This window comes from Paracoccus zhejiangensis (genome assembly GCF_002847445.1).
Classification (GTDB): domain Bacteria; phylum Pseudomonadota; class Alphaproteobacteria; order Rhodobacterales; family Rhodobacteraceae; genus Paracoccus; species Paracoccus zhejiangensis.
This window is the reverse complement of sequence record NZ_CP025430.1, coordinates 3,634,817-3,652,855: the sequence shown is the minus strand read 5'-3', so window position 1 is coordinate 3,652,855 and position 18,039 is coordinate 3,634,817. Positions and strand designations below refer to the sequence as shown.

Sequence of the window (18,039 nt, the reverse complement as noted above, 5' to 3'; positions counted from 1 at the left end):
ATTGCCTGCAAGGGTTGACGCCACACGGCACCGACAGGCTGATAAAGATTGGCTCGAATCACGCTGGCTCTGCCGTCGGCGCGGTTCCGAACTTGGTATCCGCTGTCACAGGCGCGCTTGAGGCGCCTGCCGTTACGAAGGAAATCGCTATGCGTCTCGCTGTCACCGCCGCCGTGCTGGCCCTTGGGCTGGCCGGTTGTGCCCCTGAAACCGCTGTCCAACAGTCCGATCCGAACGATCCCCGCGAGTTGGCCACGCTGCCCGTCGGCGCAACCCCGGCCAACGAGGCGCAGATCTATGCCGCACGCAACGACGTGCTGCCCGGTGGCAAGCCCTTCGTCATCCCGGCCGTGCGCCCTGCCTATCTGACCGAGCGCAACCGCCGCCAGCGCGTGCCCTATAATGGCCCCGAAGCGCCCGGCACGCTGGTCGTCGATCCCTATGCGCGCGTCCTCTACGACGTGCTGCCGGGTGGCGAGGCCATGCGCTTTGGCATCGCGGTCGGTCGCGAGGGCAAGGGCTTCGCCGGCAATGCCACGATCCAGCGCAAGCAGGCCTGGCCCAGCTGGACGCCGACCGCCAACATGGTCCGCACCGAGCCGCAGCTTTACGCGCAATTCGCCGGTGGCGTTGCCGGTGGCCCGGAGAACCCGCTGGGGTCGCGCGCGCTGTACCTCTATCGCGGCGGCAAGGACACCTATTACCGCATCCATGGCACGATGGACCCCTCGTCCATCGGCAAGGCGACCTCGGCCGGCTGTATCCGCCTGTTCAACCAGGACATCATGGACCTGTTCGACGAATCGCAGCTGGGTGACGCGGTGAAGGTCCGCTCGCAGGCCGAAAGCCTGCGGCTGGAAGGCCCGATGGTCAACACGCCCGAGGGCTACGTGGTCCCGGCGCGCGAGATGCAGGCCGCGACCGGCACCGCCGCTCCGGCAGCTGCCACCGCCGCACCGGCTGCGCAGACCGTGTCCTTCGTCTCGCCGGTCGAAAGCGCCGTTCCCGGGAACTGATCCCGGCGCAGAGAGCGTTGACATGATCCAAGGCCCCGGCAATCTGCCGGGGCCTAATCATTTGCGTGCGCGGCTTTTCTGCGGCAAAGATGCGCCATGACCTCACCCTGCATCGCGAGGACCCGATGCCGAACTTTGCCAAACTGGCCAAGGAATTGCTGTCCGAGGAAGAACTTGCGCTGACCGACCGCGCCAGCAAGCCCGCCATCATCGCACTGGACGATGCCAGCCTGATGGCGCTGATCGCCGATCTGACCACGCGTCTGGCCGGGGCGGAAACCGCTGCTGCGACCGCCGGCGCGACCCCCGAGGGGCCGTCGAAAGCCGACATCCTGAACGCCGCCCTCAGGCGCGCCCATGCCGACCGCCGTCGCCGGGGTCTGACGACCGATGGTGGGGCGCGATCCGCCGGCAAAGCGCCCGCCAGCGCGCCGCGCGCGGCCACCGCAGCGCCGAAGAAGCCGGCGACCAAGGCCACGGCAGGTCCCGGCAAGCGCCGCCCGGCGGGTCGCAAACCGGCCTCGAGCAAGCCCGACACCCGCACCACGCCACGCCGCGTGGTCAAGGCGCGGCCGAAGCCCGAGACTGCCACGAGCGCAGCCACCACCGCCGAAACGCCCGCAGCGGCAAACCCCACCCGTGCGCGCCCGGCGCAGCCGCGCAAGCCGAAGGCCGCGACGACGACCGCCAAGCCCGCCAAGGTGACGCCGACCGCCGCCGAACTCGAGCAAGCCGCTGCCGCCAAGGAGGCGGCGAAGGCCGCGCGCAAGGCAGTGAAGAAGGCCGAGAAGCAGGCGGAGAAGGCGGCCCGCAAAGCCGAGAAAGAGGCCGAGAAGGCCAAGCTGAAAGCCGAGCGCAAGGCCGTCCGGAAGGCCGCGAAAAAAGCCGAGCGGCAGGCTGAAAAGGCCAAGGCCGGGAAAGCGAAATCAGACGCGGTCAAGTCGGGCGACAAGAAGAAAAAGAAGAAGGCCAAGGACAAGGCCTGACCCCGCGTTCCGCGCGCCGATCGGCAATCCGGGCGTTTTCAACGACGACCGGCGGTGCTAATCAGGCAAGGGGTTTTCTGTCAGGGGTCTGATGCGTCAGTTTGCGTTGATCTGTGCTGTGCTGCTGCTTGCGGTGACGACTGCGGCGGCGCGGCCGGCGGTGGATGCCATCGTGGGCTATCTGCCACCGAAAGAGCGCGAGAACCAGCGCTGCACCGATGACGGCCGTGACTGCGTTCGGCTGGAGCATTACGTCGAAGATGTCTGCATGCTGATCGAGCGCAATGCCGCGCAGAACCAGCTGGACCCGAGCTTCCTGGCCCGTCTCCTGTGGAAGGAGAGCCGGTTCGAACCCAGTGCCGTCAGCCCCGCCGGGGCCATCGGCATCGCCCAGTTCATCCCCTCGACCGCCGAGCTTTACGATCTGGACGACCCGTTCAACCCGGCACAGGCGATCTCGAAATCGGCCTGGTACCTGCGCTATCTGACCAACATGTTCGGCAATATCGGGCTTGCGGCGGTGGCCTATAACGGCGGTGAGAACCGGGCGGCGCGCTTCATCAACAGCAAGACCGTGCTGCCCTACGAGACGCAGGATTATGTCGAGTCGATCACCGGCCACAATGCCTGGCGCTGGCGCGATAACCCGCCGGGCGCCGAGGAATTGCAGCTGGCCCTGAACAAGGACCAGCCCTTCCGCGAGGCCTGCGTCGAACTGGCCGGCAACCGGTCCCTGCGCGAGTTCACCCCCGAGCAGCGGGCCTTTCCCTGGGGCGTGATCCTGGCCAGCCACCCCAGCCGTTCGGGCGCGCAGCAACAGGTCACGCGGCTGAACCGCAGCTTGCGGCCGATCCTGCAGGGCAAGCAGATCGGCTATGTCAGGAAGCGCATGACCGGATCGTCACGCGCGGTCTATACGGCGCAGGTGGGCTATGACAGCCGGTCCGAGGCCAATGCCTTCTGCGTGCTGCTGAAGCAGGTCGGCGGACGCTGCATCGTGCTGAAGAACTGAACCCTAGAAGAAGCTCTGCGGATCGATGTCCACCGACAGCCGCAGGTTGGTCGGCGGCTTGTGCGGGGCCAGCCAGTCGCTGATCGCCATCTGGATCGGCGCCTGCCGCGCGGCGCGGATCAGCATCCGCATCCGGTGGCGGCCACGGATGCGGGCGATGGGCGCGGGGGCCGGACCCCACAGCTCGCAACCGGCATCGCGCAGGGGCGCGGCATGGCGGGCGAGGTGCTGGGCGAAATCGGCGACCACGCCCGGATCGGGATGCGACAGGATGATCCCGGCCAGCCTGCCATAGGGCGGCATCCCGGCGCCCTGCCGGCCGAGCGCCTCGGCATCCCAGAAGCGTTCATCCTCGCCCGACAGGATCGCGCGGATGACCGGGTGGTCGGGTTGGTGGGTTTGCAAGAGCGCCAGCCCCGGCGCATCGCCCGGCTGCCGCCCCGCTCGACCCGCCACCTGCCGCATCAGCTGGAACGACCGCTCGGCGGCGCGCAGGTCCGCCCCCTGAAGACCCAGATCGGCATCGATGACGCCAACCAGTGTCAGGCGGGGGAAGTTATGGCCCTTGGCGACGATCTGGGTGCCGATGATGATGTCGGTCTTGCCGGTCGAGATCTCGGCAATGGTCTCTTTCAGCGCCCGGGCCGAATGGAACAGGTCCGAGGAGAGGACCGTGGCGGTGGCGTCGGGAAAGCGGGCGGCGACCTCTTCGGCCAGACGCTCGACCCCCGGTCCGACCGGGGCCATGCGACCCTCGACCTTGCAACTGGGGCAGGCGGTGGGGATGGGCTTTGTCTCGCCGCATTGGTGGCAGACGAGGCGATTCTGGAAGCGGTGTTCGACCATGCGCGCATCGCATTGGTCGCAGCCGACCTGCTGGCCGCAGGCCCGGCAGACCGTCACCGGCGCATAGCCGCGGCGATTGAGGAAGAGAAGCGACTGTTCGCCCTTGGCCAGCCGCGCCTCGACCGCGCCGGCGAGCGTGGGCGAGATCCAGCGGCTGCCCGGCATCTCTTCGCCGCGCAGATCGATGGCGGCCATGTCAGGGAGTTCCGCCTCGCCATAGCGCGAGCGCAGGTCGAGCCGCTGATATTTCCCGCTGGCCGCGTTCACCCAGCTTTCAAGGCTGGGCGTGGCCGAGGCCAGCACCACCTGCGCATCGCTGAGGGACGCCCGCAGCACCGCCATGTCACGGGCGCTGTAGAAGACCACGTCTTCCTGCTTGTAGCTGCTGTCATGTTCCTCATCGACGACGATCAGGCCGAGATCGCGGAAGGGCAGGAACAGGGCCGAGCGCGCACCGACCACCAGCCCGACCTCGCCCCGCCCCGCCATGTGCCAGAGCCGGCGGCGTTCGGTGCGGGTGATGCCGCTGTGCCATTCGCCGGGGCGCGCGCCAAAGCGGGCCTCGACCCGGTCGAGAAATTCCGCCGACAGCGCGATCTCGGGCAGAAGCACCAGCGCCTGACGCCCGGCCTTCAGGCATTCGGCCACGGCTTCCAGATAAACCTCGGTCTTGCCCGATCCGGTCACCCCGCGCAGCAGCGTCGTGCCATAGCGACCGCCGGCAATGGCGTGGCGCAGCGCATCCGCCGCCGCCTGCTGGTCGGTGGCCAAGGGCTTGCCGGGCCGGTCCGGATCGAGGCGAGGATAGGGCAGATCGCGCGGCGCCGCCATCTCGGCCAATGTGCCCGCAGTCACCAAGCCCTTGACCACCGAGGTCCCGACCCCGGCCAGCTGCGCCAGTTCCGAGGGCGCGAAGCTCGCCCCGCCGTAATCGGCCAGCACCTGCATCACCCGCGCCCGCGCCTCGGTCATCCGCTCGGGCGGATCGCCGGCCAGCGCGATCACCCGCCGCTCGGCGGTCGGGCGGTCGAGATCGGGCGCGCGCGTCGCCATGCGCAGCATCAGCGGCAGCGGCGTCAGGGTGTAATCGCCGGCACGGGCGAGAAATTCGAGGAAGTCGGGGGCCAGCGGCTCGGCCTCCAGGCCCCGGATCACCGGGCGCAGCTTGGCGGCATCGAACCCACCCAGCCCCTCGCCCCAGACCACGCCCAAGACCCGGCGCGGACCCAGCGGGCAGAGGACCAGCTGCCCGGTCGCCACGCCCCCCTCGGGCGCGAGATAGTCCAAGACGCCGACAGGCTCGGTCACCAGCACCGCGATGCGGTGGCCGACAGGGAAGAAGCGGGGTTCGGGAACGAGCGTCATGACGCGCTATAAAGGCGATGAGGGGGGGCGAGTTCAAGAGCCGAGGGGAGGGACAGCGGAGGACCGCGGGTGTCCGTTGCTGGCGTTTCGTGGAGGCGGTTTATGGTGCCAGCATATCGAACGGCTGTTCGGTGCGGGACGGCACCAAAGCGGACGACCGGGGGGCGGTCGTCCGCTGGCCCGGCGGCACTGCGTGCCTTGCTCCGGGCCGGGCCTGCAAGATCGGCGGGTCGGGCGCGGCCCGTGCTGGTCGCACGGGCCAAGGTCAGGCCACCCTTTCCGCCGCCCTGCCTTTGCGGTATCACCGCCCCAACCCCAAGCATGAGGAGCGCCGCCATGAAATTCTTCGTCGATACCGCCGATGTTGCCGCCATCAAGGAACTGAACGACCTGGGTATGGTCGATGGTGTGACCACCAACCCCTCGCTGATCCTGAAATCCGGCCGCGACATCATCGAAGTCACCAAGGAAATCTGCGACATGGTCGAGGGCCCGGTTTCGGCCGAGGTGGTGGCCGAGAAGGCCGAGGACATGATCCGCGAGGGCACCAAGCTGGCCGCGATCGCGCCGAACATCGCCATCAAGGTGCCGCTGACCTGGGACGGGCTGAAAGCCTGCCGCCATTTCTCGGATGCCGGGCACATGGTCAACGTGACCCTGTGCTTCAGCGCCGCGCAGGCGATTCTGGCCGCCAAGGCCGGTGCCACCTTCATCAGCCCGTTCATCGGCCGGCTGGACGACATCCATCTGGATGGCGTCGACCTGATCGCCGACATCCGCGAGATCTATGACAATTACGGCTACGAGACGCAGATCCTTGCCGCCTCGATCCGTTCGGTCAACCACATCATCGAGGTGGGTAAGATCGGGACTGACGTAATTACCGCACCTCCGAGCGTAATCAAGTCGATGATCAACCATCCCTTGACCGACAAGGGCCTCGCACAGTTCAATGAGGACTGGGCAAAGACCGGTCAGAAGATCGGCTGAGACCGCGCAAGAAGCGCGGCAAACGAGGGCAGAGGCATGAGTGCAGTTCTGGACGACGTTACGCGCGAAAAATTGCTGGCCGATCCGTCGGTCCTTCTGGGCGACCGCGACCTGATGCGGGCGCTGGTGGCGGCGCGCGAGGCGGAGGTCGGTCACAACGTGATCGACATTCGCGGCCGCGCGATGGAGGCGCTGGAGACGCGCCTCGACCGGCTGGAGGTCGCGCATGAAAGCGTGATCTCGGCCGCCTTCGACAACCAGTCGGGCATGGCGGTGATCCACCGCGCTGTGCTGGCGCTGCTGGAGCCGCAGGATGCCGCCGGCTTCGTCGAGAACCTGCAGGCCGAGGTGGCGCCGCTTCTGCGCGTCGACACGCTGCGGCTGGTCTTTGAAAGCGACGAACCGCAGCCGGGCCTGCCCGACCAGATCATCCTGGCCCCCAAGGGCGCGGTGGCGCGGCTGATCGCCGGGGGACGGCGCAATCCGCGCGGCGATGACATCATCCTGCGCAAGGCCGCTGCCATTACGCAGACCGTGCATGGCATGGAAGTGGCGTCCGAGGCACTGATCCCGCTGGATCTGGGCCCCGATCACCCCCCTGCCCTCCTGTTGATGGGCAGTGCCGAGCCGGGGCGTTTCTCGCCCGCGCATGGCACCGACCTGTTGCGCTTCTTCGGGCAGGTGTTCCGGCTGGCGCTGATGGGCTGGCTGCGCGAATGACCGAGCCGGGCCAGCTTGCCCTCGCGCCCGCCATGTCGGACGCACTGGCGCGCTGGCTGGAGGTCGAGGCGGGCACCCGCGACCGCTCGCCGCATACGATCAAGGCCTATCGTGACGATCTGGTCAGCTTCCTGCGCTTCCTTGGCGATTACCACGGCACCCCGGCCCTGCCCGGCGGGCTGGCGCGGCTGAAGCAGACCGACCTGCGCGCCTTTGCCGCCGCTGAACGGGCGCGTGGTTTGGGCGCGCGGTCGCTCGCCCGGCGGCAATCGGCAGTGCGGTCCTTCCTGCGCTGGATCGCGGACCGCGAGGGGGTCGACCTCTCGGCGGCGCTCTCGACCCGAAGCCCGAAATACCGCCGTTCGCTGCCCCGGCCCCTCGCGCCAGATCAGGCGCGGCAGATGCTGGACATGGCGGGCGAGGCGCATGAGACGCCCTGGATCGCCGCCCGCGATGCCGCCGTGCTGACGCTGCTTTACGGTTGCGGGCTGCGGATCTCCGAGGGGCTCGGCCTCGATGGCCGCGACTGGCCGTTTCGCGAGGCGCTGACCATTCGCGGCAAGGGCGGGCGCGAGCGGCAAGTGCCGGTGCTGCCGGTCGCACATCAGGCGGTGGCGGATTACCTGCGCCTCTGCCCCTGGCCCTTGAAGGCCGACCAGCCGCTGTTCCGCGGCGCGCGGGGCGGGCGGCTGAACGCGGGCATCGTGGAAACCACCATGCGCCGTGCAAGGCAGGCCATGGGCCTGCCGCCCACCGCCACGCCCCATGCGCTGCGCCATTCCTTCGCCACGCATCTTCTGGCGGCGGGGGGCGATCTGCGGTCGATCCAGGAACTGCTGGGCCATGCCAGCCTGTCGACCACGCAGGTCTATACCGGGGTCGATGACGCGCATCTGCTGGCGGTCTACCGCGCGGCGCATCCACGGGGATAACGGCGCGGATGCGCGGCCTCTGGCAATTTCCCGCTGAGGACGCCAAATAGGCAGCCAAGGCCGATGCGAACCCAAGGCGGGCGTTTCGCGTTCTTCGGCAGAAACTGGAAAGGACGCGCGATGAGCAATCACGCCATCTTCAACCGGCCCATGAATGGCCCCATCCCCGCGGGCTATGACGAGGCCATTTTCGGCATGGGCTGCTATTGGGGGATCGAGCGGCTGTTCTGGCAGCAGGAGGGCGTCTGGCTGACCGAGGTGGGTTTTGCCGGCGGTCAGGTCGAGAACCCGACCTATGCCCAGGTCTGCGAAACCGATACCGGCCATGCCGAGGTGGTGCGTGTGGTCTATGACAGTTCGCGCATCAGCTATGAGCATCTGCTGCAACTCTTCTGGGAAAACCACGACCCGACGCAGGGCAACCGGCAAGGCAATGACCTGGGCAGCCAGTATCGCAGCCTGATCGTCGCCATGAACCCCAGCCAGCGCACCGCCGCCGAGGCCTCGATGATCGATTATGGCAACCGGCTGGCGGTCGAGGGCTATGGCAAGGTGACCACCCAGATCATCGACAAGGTCCCCTTCTGGCCCGCCGAAGAGGCGCATCAGCAATATCTGCACAATAACCCGAACGGGTATTGCGCGATGAAGGGCACCGGCGTCGCCTGCGCCCTGCCGAACCCGGCAGGTCTCTGATGCCGACCTGGACCGCCCTGACCCATACGGCGTGTCACGCGCGCGCTGCGGCGCTGGCCGAGGCTTGCGAAGAGGTGCTGGACCCGGAACCCGTCGGTTCCGGCGTCTTCGAGATCGAGGATGGCAAGGATCGGTGGGAGGTCGGGGTCTATTTCACCGAAGCCCCCGACGAGGTGGCGCTGGCACTGCTGGCCGCCGCGCATGAGGCAGAGCCCTTCGTCATCTCGGAACTGCCCGAGGTCGACTGGGTCGCCAAGGTCAAGCGCGAACTGTCGCCGGTTCATGCCGGGCGCTTCTGGGTCCATGGCAGCCATGATGCGGACAGCATCCCCGAGGGGGTCGAGCCGCTGTGGATCGAGGCCGCCATGGCCTTTGGCACCGGCCATCACGGCACCACCAAGGGCTGCTTGGAGGCCGCCGACCGGCTGCAGGTTGCGGGTTTCGACCCCAAGCGCATTGCCGATATCGGCTGCGGCACGGCGGTTCTGGCGATGGGGGCCGCGCGGCTCTGGCCCGTAACGGTGCTGGCCAGCGACATTGACCCGATCGCGGTCGATACCGCCGCCGCCAATGTCATCGCCAACGGGCTGGATGGACGGGTGGTCTGCATCGAGGCCATGGGCTTTGATCACCCGATGCTGGACGAGGGCGAACCCTTCGATCTGGTCTTTGCCAATATCCTGAAACAGCCGCTGATCGACCTTGCGCCGCATATGCACAAGCATGTCGCGCATGGCGGCCGGATCATCCTGTCGGGCATCCTGAACGAACAGGGCGACGAGGTGATCGCGGCCTATGAGGCGCAGGCCTTCAAGCTCGAGGGTCGGGACGAGCTGGGCGAATGGACCACGCTGACCATGCAGCGCGGCTGATTTCGCCCGCTTCAGACATGCAAAAACCCCCGTTGCCACCGCATCGGGGGTTTTTCATTGGCCCGTTGACCCCGGGACCGGGGGGAAGGGGTGCGGCTCAGAAGCGGCGCGCGACCCGCTCGATATCACCACGGCAGAGGCCGATGTCGTTCAGCTCGTGATCCGACAGGCGGCTCAGCGAGTTGCGCGTCACGCGCGTGTCGTTCCAGGCGGTCAGACGCTCGAGCACCCAGGCGAAAACGCCGGTCGAGTGCGAGGCAGTGGCCATGCGGTTCATGTCAATCGCGGACATCGTGTCACCTTTTTCAGTTCATCTGCCCGCGTATCGGGCTGTTTCGGTATACCGATGCAAATAGATTTTGCAGATGCAGAAAACCATCTCCAAGAATGCAGGGCTGATATGCAGGAACTGCATAAAACCCCGCAATCGTTGACGTTTTCTTGATGCTGCACCGCCGCATCGGACGGAAGGAATGCCCGGCATTACGCGCAAGTAACGCATCACAATGCCCGATATTCAGGCGAAACGTCTGATCCGCCGATGCGAGGCGGCAGGTTGTCGCAGGCGGGTGACGTGACCTCGCCCCGATCCGTTGACCAAGCGCCAAGATGCGAGGGCGCGAGAATCACCCCCGCAACAGGCTGAGCGGCCCCGTTTCCGCCCCGGTAGGGACGGGTTGGACAATCGCCATCCGAGGCGTCAGTCTGACCCCAGAGCGGAGGGGCGAGACATGGGTATCATCGAGACGCTGATCGGCGAAGTTGCGATTCCGGCCATGGCCCCGGTGCGGCAGGTCTTTGACGACAGCCGCATCACCGATATCCCCGCCGCGATCCGCGCCGAATTCGCCCGGATGGACGGCGCGCACGGGCTGCGGCCCGGCATGAGCGTCGCGGTGGGTGTGGGCAGTCGCGGGCTTGCCGATCTGCCGATCATTGTCCGCGCCACCATCGACGCGATCCGGGCCGCCGGGGCCGAGCCCTTCATCGTGCCGGCCATGGGCAGCCATGGTGGCGCCAGCGCCGAGGGTCAGCGCGCGTTGCTGGCCGGGCTCGGGGTCACACCCGACAGCGCCGGCTGCGAGATCCGCTCGTCGATGGAGGTCGACCAGATCGGCAGCCTCCCGAACGGCCTGCCGATCTACCTGGACCGGCTGGCGCTGCAAGCGGACGGAATCGTCGTCATCAACCGGGTGAAGCCGCATACCAGCTTTTCCGCCGAGATCGAAAGCGGGCTGGCCAAGATGGTGACCATTGGCCTCGGCAAGCAGAAGGGCGCGGAAAGCTGTCATGCCATGGGCTTTGGACTGATGGGCCAGAATGTGCGCGACATGGCGGCGCTGACCCTTGGCACCCTGCCGATCCTGTTCGGCATCGCCTCGGTGGAAAACGCCTATGACCGGGTCTGTCATCTGGAGCTGGTGCCGGGCGCGCAGATCATCTCGCGCGAGCCGGGCCTGCTGCAGATGGCCCGCGCCCGGATGCCACGCATCCTGTTCGATCCGCTGGACGTGCTGATCGTCGACCGCATGGGCAAGGAGTTCTCTGGCACCGGCATGGACCCGAACATCACCGGCCGCGCCGGCACGCCCTATGTCCGCACCGCGCAGACGGTTGGCAAGCTGGCGGTGCTGGACCTGAGCACCAAGAGCGGCGGCAACGCCACCGGCATCGGGCTGGCCGATATCTGCACGAGGCGGCTGGTCGAGAAGATCGACTATCCGGCCACCTATGCCAATTGCATCACCTCGACCGTGCTGGCCAGTGCCCGCCTGCCGGTCATCATGGACAGCGAGAAGGCGGCGCTGCAGGTGGCGCTGAAGACCAGCAATGCCGCCGACCCCGAGGCCCCGCGCATGGTCTGGCTGACGGATACGCTACATCTTGAAACGATCCGTATCTCGACGGCGCTGCTGCCCGAGGCGCGCGATAATCCGGCGATCGAGATTCTGGGCGAGGCCGAATTGCCGGTCTTCGATGCGGCGGGCAATCGCACCTAACCCGCGCCGATGACCTTCCAGGCTGCTGCTGCGGCGCCGAAGCCATTGCCGATATTGGTGGTGACCACGCCGGGGGCGCAGCTTGCCAGTGCCGCAGTCAGCGCCACCTGCCCGCCCGCCGAGACGCCATAGCCCACCGGCGAGGGCACGGCGATCACCAGCCCCGGCACCAACCCGGCGAGGACGGAAAACAGCGCGCCCTCCATCCCGGCGACGGCGATCAGAACGCGGAACTGCCGCAACTCGTCGGCGACCTCCATCAGCCGCCAGAGACCGGCCACGCCGACATCGGCGTAAAGCGGGGCATCGGTGCCGAAGACCTGCAAGGCGCGGCGGGCCTCGGCAGCCACAGGCAGATCGCTGCTGCCGGCGCAGACCACGGCGATTTTTCCGTCCGTTTCGGGTCGGCGGGTGGGTATTCCGAAGATGCCGGTGCGTGAGATGGGGTCATAGTCCAGATCGGGAAAGCCTGTGGCGATCTCGGGGGGCAGCCGTGTCAGGAACAGAACGGTCCGACGCGCCCGCGCTTCCGCAAGAATGCGGGCAAGCTGATCGGGGCTCTTTCCCTCGGCCAGCACGGCCTCGGGGATGCCGGTGCGGGCGCGGCGCTGCCAGTCGAAGCGGATATCGCCGGGGTCACTGGTCATGCAGGAAGGCCGATCCGCGGCGATAGGGGCCGATGGTGGTAAGGATGCGGTGATCGGCACCGCAGAGCCGGGTGGCCTCGGCGGTCAGGCGGGCGATCAGGGCGGCGTCCTGCAGCAATTCCGGCTGCAACTCGATCCGCACGCCCTCAGCCGTGATCCGGCAGCGGTGATCGCCGGGGCCGGCGAGGGTGGTCAGCGCGGCCTCGACCCGCGCGACGAAAGCCAGATCATCGGCGCGCACCGGCAACCCGGTCTCGATCCGGCTGGCGAGGCAGGGCTGCGCCGGCAGGTCCTGCACATCGCTGAGGCCGAAGCCCGCCGCCATGCGCCGGATCTCGGCCTTGCCCATGCCGGCCAGCACGAAAGGATGGATCACCTGCCGCTCGGATGCTGCCGTCAGGCCGGGGCGGTAATCGCCCAGATCGTCCAGATTGGCGCCCGAGGCGATGGTGGCATCCGTGGCCCCGGCAATCCGGGCGTAAAGGTTCGACTTGCAGAAATAGCAGCGATTGACCGGATTCCTGAGGTAATCGGGATCGGCGAATTCGCCCGCCTCGATCACCGTCAGCTGCCAGCCATGCGCCTCGGCATGACGGCGGACACGCGCCGTCGCCTCCACGGGCACGGCGGGCGAGACGGCGTGAAACACACGCGGCACCTGCCCCGCCAGTCGCGCGACCCCATGGGCCAGCGTCAGGCTGTCCACCCCGCCGCTGACCGCCAGCGCCAGCCCCGGCTGGCTTGTCAGGATCGCGCGCAATCGCGCAGCGGGATCGTCGGCTTGGGTCATCGGCACTCCTTCCGGGCGCAGCTTATCAGGTCGATCCGCCGTGACCATGCCCCTTGCCATCCGCGGCCCTGTGGGGATCATCGGGCGGCGAAGGAGACGCCCATGCCGCAAGACACCCACCTGCATCTCGACCCGCTCGGCGGCATTGCCGGCGACATGTTCGTGGCGGCGATGCTGGATGCCGCACCGGACCTCTTGCCCGAAGCGCAGGCGCTGGCCGCACGGATCGGGCCGGGGGTCGGCATCGATGCGGTGGAACAGCGCGATCACGGGATGCGCGGGCGGCATCTTGCCGTCACCCTGCCGGAAAGCCGCCGGGGTCCGCGCCATTACGGTGAGTACCAGGCGCTGCTGGCAGAATTGGCCCCCGATCCGGGTGTGGCGCGCCGGGCCGACGACATTTTGCGCCGCTTGGGCGAGGCCGAGGCGGCGGTGCATGGGGTCACCCTGGCGCAGGTGCATTTCCACGAGATCTCGGACTGGGATTCCATTGCCGATGTGCTGCTGGCGGCCTTGTGCCTCGAACGGCTGGGGGTGAGTTCGGCCAGCACCTCGGCCCTGCCGCTTGGCGGCGGGCGGGTCGAGACGGAGCATGGCCAGATGCCGGTGCCGGCGCCGGCCACGCTGATCCTGATGCAGGGCCTGCCGGTGATCGATGACGGCATTCCGGGCGAGCGGGTCACGCCGACCGGCGCGGCGATCATGGCGCATCTGCAGCCTGCGCCCGCCCTGCCCGCTGGCACCATGACACTGCGCCGGACCGGCAATGGCCTTGGCACGCGGCGGATGGAGGGCGTTGCGAACCTGCTGCGGGTCGGGTTGTGGCAGGCGGAAGCAGCAGAGGATCGGGACAGGGTCGGCGTCATCAGCTTTCATGTCGACGATCAGACCGGCGAGGATCTGGCGGTCGGCCTTGCCAATCTGCGCGGTCGCGAGGATGTGCTGGATGTGCTGCAACTGCCGGCCTTCGGCAAGAAGGGCCGAATGATGAGCCGGATCGAACTCATCTGCCGCCACGCGGCGATGGAGGAGGTCGCGCGGGCCTGTTTCGCCGAGACCACCACCATCGGCTTGCGCCTGCGGGAGGAGCGGCGGATGCTGCTTCCCCGTGAAGCGCAGCCGGTGCAGGTTGATGGGCGCGAGATCGGCACCAAGACCCGGCAGCTCCCACTTGGCGGTCAGATCACCAAGGCCGAGATGGACGATCTCGCCACAGCCGGCGACCATGCCGCCCGGCAATCCCTGCGCCGCCGGGCCGAGACGCACGATTAGAACCGCCTCCACTTTGCGCTCCCCTTGTCAACTAAGTTGACAAGTGACGGCTGTTCGGTTGAACCTTTGGCGGTCGGCGTCTCCTTCGGGAGCCAACAGGCGCCGGGGGAGGACCAGCTTGCCCAGCCAGCCGCGACCGCCAGACAAGGCGGCGGGCAGTCATGGCCGGGCTTCAAGAGCATATGACAGGGAGGATAGAATGCGCATATTGATCGCAACCGGATTTATCGCCTTTGCCGCGACCGGCGGCATGGCCGAGGCCCAGCAATTGAAACTGATGACCGGGCCGCAGGGCGGGTCCTGGTATCCGCTCGGCGGGGCGATGCAGTCGATGGTCTCGGATGACGGTATCGGCATCCAAGTGCTGCCCGGCGGCGGCGTCGCCAATGTGCAGGGGGTGCAGGGCGGTCAGGCCGACCTGGGCTTTGGCAACTCGATCTCGGTCGTCGATGCGATCGAGGGGCGGCCGCCCTTCGAGGGCAAGGCCGACAATGTCTGCAACGTGGCCACGCTCTATCCGCAATATTTCCACATCGTCGCCACCGAGGCGAGCGGCATCCAGACCGTGGCCGACATCGCCGGCAAGCGGCTGGTCACCCAGCCCGTCGGCAATACCGCCGAAGAGGTCACCCGCGCCGTCCTGAAAACCGCCGGTACGGATTACGAGGCGATGCGCAGCGTCGATTACGTCTCCTATTCCGACGGGGTGGCGCTGTTGCAGGATGGCAATGCCGATTACTTCACCCTCGGCACCACCGTTCCGGCCTCGGCGGTGATGGACCTCGCCAATTCCACCGCCATCAAGATGGTGCCGCTGGAGCAGAGCTTCATCGACGACATGAAGGCCAACCTGAATCCCGGCTATGCCAGCCTGAACATTCCCGCCGGCAGCTATCCCGGTCAGGACGAGGATGTGCTGGCGGTGGGCTATGCCACCCAGGTCATCGCGCGCTGCGATCTGGACAAGGAAGTGGTGAAGACCCTGCTGACCCGGATGTGGGACGGGCGCGACGACCTGATCGCCATCAGCGCGGCGATGAAGGACACCACGCTGGAAAGCATGCAGGCCGATACCGGTGTGCCGCTGCATGAGGGCGCCAAGGAATTCTATGCCGAACATACCGGCGGCTGATCCCTGACCCCTCGTTGACCCATGGCGGGGCCCGGTCGGGCCTCGCCCCCTCGCGGCGCGGAAGGGAACGAATATGCTGGCAAACTCGATCTGGATGCGGCGCGTGGTGACGCTTGTCGCCGTGACCATGAGCCTCTTTCACCTCTATGTGGCGTGGTTCGGGCCGCCCAATGCCTTTACCCTGCGCGCCACGCATTTCGGCTTCGCGCTGGTGCTGGCCTACCTGACGCTACCCTTCACGCCTTCGCGAGCCGAGAAATCGCCGGGGATCATGGACCTGATCCTGATGGCGGCGGCGCTGGCGGCCTCGGCCTATCCGATCGTCAACCAGACCTATTTCAACACCCGCATGGCCTATGTCGGGCCGGTCTCGGTCATGGATCAGGTGATGGCGACGATCATGATCGTCACCGTGCTCGAGGCCACGCGCCGCGCCGTCGGGCCGATCCTGCCGATCACTGCGCTGGTCTTTCTCGGCTACCAGATCTTCTTCACCGGGGCCGACCTGACGCGGCTTCTGGAATATCAATACATGACCACCGATGCCCTCTTCGGCGTGCCGGCGCAGGTCTCGGCCACCTATGTGGTGCTGTTCGTGATCTTCGGGGCGATGGCCGAGCGGTTCGGCATCGGCAAGCTGTTCATGGATTTCGCCCTTGCGCTGACCGGCCATACCGCGGGCGGGCCGGCCAAGGTCGCCGTCGTCACATCTGGGCTTTTCGGCTCGGTCTCGGGTTCGGCCGTCGCCAATGTGATGACCACCGGAACCTTCACCATCCCGCTGATGAAGCGCATCGGCTATCCGGCCCATTTCGCCGGCGCGGTCGAGGCGGTGGCTTCGACTGGCGGGCAGATCATGCCGCCGATCATGGGCGCCGCCGCCTTCGTCATGGCCGAGTTCATGGGCGTCAGTTACCTGACCGTCGCCGCCTATGCGCTGCTGCCGGCGCTGCTCTACTATCTCGCGGTCTTTCTTGCGGTGCATTTCGAGGCCCGCAAGCGCGGCATGAAGGGCCTGCCCCGCGCCGACCTGCCGCGCGTGGGCAAGGTGCTGCGCGACGAGGGGCATCTGTTCCTGCCGCTGGTCATCATCATCGCCACGCTGATGTCGGGCTATTCCGCGCCCTTCTCGGCTCTTGCGGGGATCCTGTCGATCGTGCCGGTGGTGCTTCTGCGCAAGACCACGCGGAAAGAGTTCAGCATCCCGAAACTGATCGAGGCGCTGCAATCGGGCGCGGTCAATTCGGTGGTGGTGGCGCTGGCTTGCGCCACGGCGGGCATCGTCATTGGCGTCATCGCGCAGACCGGGCTGGGACTGACCTTCACCGGGCTGGTCAGGGCAGCAGCGCAGGACATGCTGCTGCCGGCGCTGATCCTGACGATGATGGCGGGGATCGTGCTGGGCATGGGGATGCCGACGACGCCCGCCTATATCGTGCAGGTGGCGCTTCTGGTGCCGGCGCTGGTCAAGCTGGGCGTCTCGATCCCGGCGGCGCATATGTTCGTCTTCTATTTCGCCATCCTCTCGGCCATCACACCCCCGGTCGCCATCGCCGTCTATGCCGCCTGCGGCATCGGGCGATCTCCGGTGGTCAGCACCTCGATGACCGCGGTGCGGCTGGGGCTGACGGGATATATCATCCCCTTCATGTTCGTCTTCGGCCCCTCTCTGCTGCTCATCGGGGAATGGCCCAAGGTGGTGCTGACGGTCATCACCGCGACGCTTGGCGTGACCTTTCTCTCGGCGGGGCTGGCCGGCTATCTGTTCCGCCCGGCGGGCTGGCTGGTCCGCATCCTGCTGATCGCCGCCGCCTTCACGCTGATCAAGCCGGGGCTGATGACCGATGCCATCGGGCTGGGGCTGGGGTTGCTGGGTGCGCTTCTGAACCGGCGTGAACCGGACCCGGAACACACTGCCGAGGCCGATCTGGAAGGCGAGACGCATGTGAAGATGAGCGACCTGAAGACCGGCGAGAACTGACCCCGACTAGACCCTGCGCCGCTGATCCGTCACCCGCTGGCGCGCCTGCGTCAGGTGATAGCTCATGAGCAGCGCCGCGCCCTCGCCGTCGCGGGCGCGGATCGCCTCGGCGATCTGGCGGTGCTCGGTGATGACCGCCTCGATCCGCTGGTCGGTGCCGATGCGCGTCAGGCTTTGCGCCACGCCGATCGCGGCCTGCATCTGCGCGCGCGTGGTGTCCAGCATCCGCGCAAAGATCTCGTTGCCGCTGGCGCGGGCGACGGCCATGTGAAAGGCGAAATCCAGCTCGATCACCGGCTCGCGGCTGCGCATTACTTGCTCGAGTTCCGCCAGCGCCGAGTCGATCCGGGACAGGTCATCGGGCGCGGCGCGCAGCGCGGCAAGGCGAGCGGCGGCGGGCTCGACCGCCAGCCGCGCCTCCATGCAGCGCATCAGCCCGGCCACATCATCGGCCCCGGCATAGTCGATCAGCCCCTGTGGCGGGCGGCGGCGCACGAAGCTGCCGATGCCGTGGCGCGCCACAATGATTCCGTCGTCGCGCAGACGCGCCAGTGCCTCGCGCACGACCGGGCGCGAGACCGAAAACCGCTCGCTGATCTGATGTTCCGAGGGCAGCTTGGCGCCCTCGGCGATCTGGCCAGCGGCGATCAGCTCCAGCACCCGGCCATAGATCTGGTCGGCCAGCGTCTCGCGCTTGCGGATCGGCTGGATCAGCAGCGGGTCTTGGCTCGCCGGCGCGTCGTTCATGCCAGTGTCCTGAAATCCGACCAGAGGGGCATGGC

Annotated in this window: 17 protein-coding genes; 12 read left to right on the top strand and 5 right to left on the bottom strand. The window is 67.4% G+C overall.

Annotated elements, in window-relative coordinates; translation table 11 throughout:
* Nucleotides 1-149: 149 nt before the first annotated feature.
* From CX676_RS17735 to CX676_RS17725, 3 genes are all read left to right on the top strand, one after another.
* On the top strand, nucleotides 150-1,016 hold the full coding sequence (locus CX676_RS17735; protein WP_101753742.1) for a L,D-transpeptidase: 867 nt from the start codon (nucleotides 150-152) through the stop codon (nucleotides 1,014-1,016).
* 89 nt (nucleotides 1,017-1,105) lie between these two features.
* Nucleotides 1,106-2,002, top strand: coding sequence for a hypothetical protein (locus CX676_RS17730; protein ID WP_101753741.1), 897 nt, complete (start codon nucleotides 1,106-1,108; stop codon nucleotides 2,000-2,002).
* 91 nt (nucleotides 2,003-2,093) lie between these two features.
* Nucleotides 2,094-3,014, top strand: coding sequence for a lytic transglycosylase domain-containing protein (locus CX676_RS17725; protein ID WP_101753740.1), 921 nt, complete (start codon nucleotides 2,094-2,096; stop codon nucleotides 3,012-3,014).
* A gap of 3 nt (nucleotides 3,015-3,017) precedes the next feature.
* On the opposite strand, the gene CX676_RS17720 is transcribed toward CX676_RS17725, so the two are convergent.
* Complete coding sequence (locus CX676_RS17720) at nucleotides 3,018-5,225, bottom strand: primosomal protein N' (protein ID WP_101753739.1); 2,208 nt, start codon at nucleotides 5,223-5,225, stop codon at nucleotides 3,018-3,020.
* A gap of 336 nt (nucleotides 5,226-5,561) precedes the next feature.
* Between CX676_RS17720 and fsa the strand changes: the two genes are divergently transcribed.
* The 5 genes from fsa to CX676_RS17695 all read left to right on the top strand — a co-directional run bounded on the left by fsa (nucleotide 5,562) and on the right by CX676_RS17695 (nucleotide 9,435).
* On the top strand, nucleotides 5,562-6,215 hold the full coding sequence (fsa, locus tag CX676_RS17715; RefSeq protein ID WP_101753738.1) for a fructose-6-phosphate aldolase: 654 nt from the start codon (nucleotides 5,562-5,564) through the stop codon (nucleotides 6,213-6,215).
* A 36-nt stretch (nucleotides 6,216-6,251) separates the two neighbouring features.
* The gene (locus CX676_RS17710) at nucleotides 6,252-6,935 is read left to right on the top strand and encodes a DUF484 family protein (RefSeq protein WP_101753737.1); all 684 of its coding nucleotides are present in this window, start codon (nucleotides 6,252-6,254) and stop codon (nucleotides 6,933-6,935) included.
* Nucleotides 6,932-7,867: a tyrosine recombinase XerC gene (locus CX676_RS17705; RefSeq protein WP_101753736.1), complete on the top strand. Its 936-nt coding sequence runs from the start codon at nucleotides 6,932-6,934 to the stop codon at nucleotides 7,865-7,867. Before CX676_RS17710 ends, CX676_RS17705 begins: the two co-directional genes overlap by 4 nt.
* Nucleotides 7,868-7,987: 120 nt before the next feature.
* Nucleotides 7,988-8,563, top strand: a complete 576-nt coding sequence (gene msrA / locus CX676_RS17700; RefSeq protein WP_232816514.1) for a peptide-methionine (S)-S-oxide reductase MsrA — start codon at nucleotides 7,988-7,990, stop codon at nucleotides 8,561-8,563.
* Nucleotides 8,563-9,435 carry a 50S ribosomal protein L11 methyltransferase gene (locus CX676_RS17695; RefSeq protein WP_101753734.1) on the top strand — a complete coding sequence of 291 codons (873 nt, stop codon included), beginning with the start codon at nucleotides 8,563-8,565 and terminating at the stop codon, nucleotides 9,433-9,435. The genes msrA and CX676_RS17695 overlap by 1 nt, the downstream gene beginning before the upstream one ends.
* 97 nt (nucleotides 9,436-9,532) lie before the next feature.
* On the opposite strand, the gene CX676_RS17690 is transcribed toward CX676_RS17695, so the two are convergent.
* Nucleotides 9,533-9,727 (bottom strand): DUF1127 domain-containing protein, encoded by a 195-nt coding sequence (locus CX676_RS17690; RefSeq protein WP_101753733.1) that lies wholly within the window; start codon nucleotides 9,725-9,727, stop codon nucleotides 9,533-9,535.
* 439 nt (nucleotides 9,728-10,166) lie between these two features.
* Here CX676_RS17690 and CX676_RS17685 point away from each other — a divergent pair, with 439 nt between their 5' ends.
* Entirely contained in the window at nucleotides 10,167-11,435 is a 1,269-nt protein-coding gene (locus tag CX676_RS17685; protein WP_101753732.1) for a nickel pincer cofactor-dependent isomerase, group 22, read from the top strand.
* Here CX676_RS17685 and larB read toward each other — a convergent pair.
* On the bottom strand, nucleotides 11,432-12,082 hold the full coding sequence (larB, locus tag CX676_RS17680) for a nickel pincer cofactor biosynthesis protein LarB (RefSeq protein WP_101753731.1): 651 nt from the start codon (nucleotides 12,080-12,082) through the stop codon (nucleotides 11,432-11,434). The two genes, CX676_RS17685 and larB, sit on opposite strands and share 4 nt — an antisense overlap.
* Nucleotides 12,072-12,872 carry an adenine nucleotide alpha-hydrolase family protein gene (locus tag CX676_RS17675; RefSeq protein WP_101753730.1) on the bottom strand — a complete coding sequence of 267 codons (801 nt, stop codon included), beginning with the start codon at nucleotides 12,870-12,872 and terminating at the stop codon, nucleotides 12,072-12,074. Before CX676_RS17675 ends, larB begins: the two co-directional genes overlap by 11 nt.
* Nucleotides 12,873-12,974: 102 nt before the next feature.
* On the opposite strand from CX676_RS17675, the gene larC reads away from it, so the two are divergent.
* The 3 genes from larC (at nucleotide 12,975) to CX676_RS17660 (ending at nucleotide 17,257) form a co-directional block, all read left to right on the top strand.
* Nucleotides 12,975-14,144 carry a nickel pincer cofactor biosynthesis protein LarC gene (gene larC / locus CX676_RS17670; protein WP_101753729.1) on the top strand — a complete coding sequence of 390 codons (1,170 nt, stop codon included), beginning with the start codon at nucleotides 12,975-12,977 and terminating at the stop codon, nucleotides 14,142-14,144.
* A 199-nt stretch (nucleotides 14,145-14,343) separates the two neighbouring features.
* A complete protein-coding gene (locus tag CX676_RS17665) occupies nucleotides 14,344-15,276 on the top strand; it encodes a TAXI family TRAP transporter solute-binding subunit (RefSeq protein WP_101753728.1) in 933 nt (310 codons plus the stop codon).
* Between the two features lie 73 nt (nucleotides 15,277-15,349).
* The gene (locus CX676_RS17660) at nucleotides 15,350-17,257 is read left to right on the top strand and encodes a TRAP transporter permease (protein WP_101753727.1); all 1,908 of its coding nucleotides are present in this window, start codon (nucleotides 15,350-15,352) and stop codon (nucleotides 17,255-17,257) included.
* A gap of 6 nt (nucleotides 17,258-17,263) precedes the next feature.
* Here the strand turns inward: CX676_RS17660 and CX676_RS17655 are convergent, their stop codons facing one another.
* A complete protein-coding gene (locus CX676_RS17655; protein ID WP_101753726.1) occupies nucleotides 17,264-18,004 on the bottom strand; it encodes a FadR/GntR family transcriptional regulator in 741 nt (246 codons plus the stop codon).
* Nucleotides 18,005-18,039: the final 35 nt, after the last annotated feature.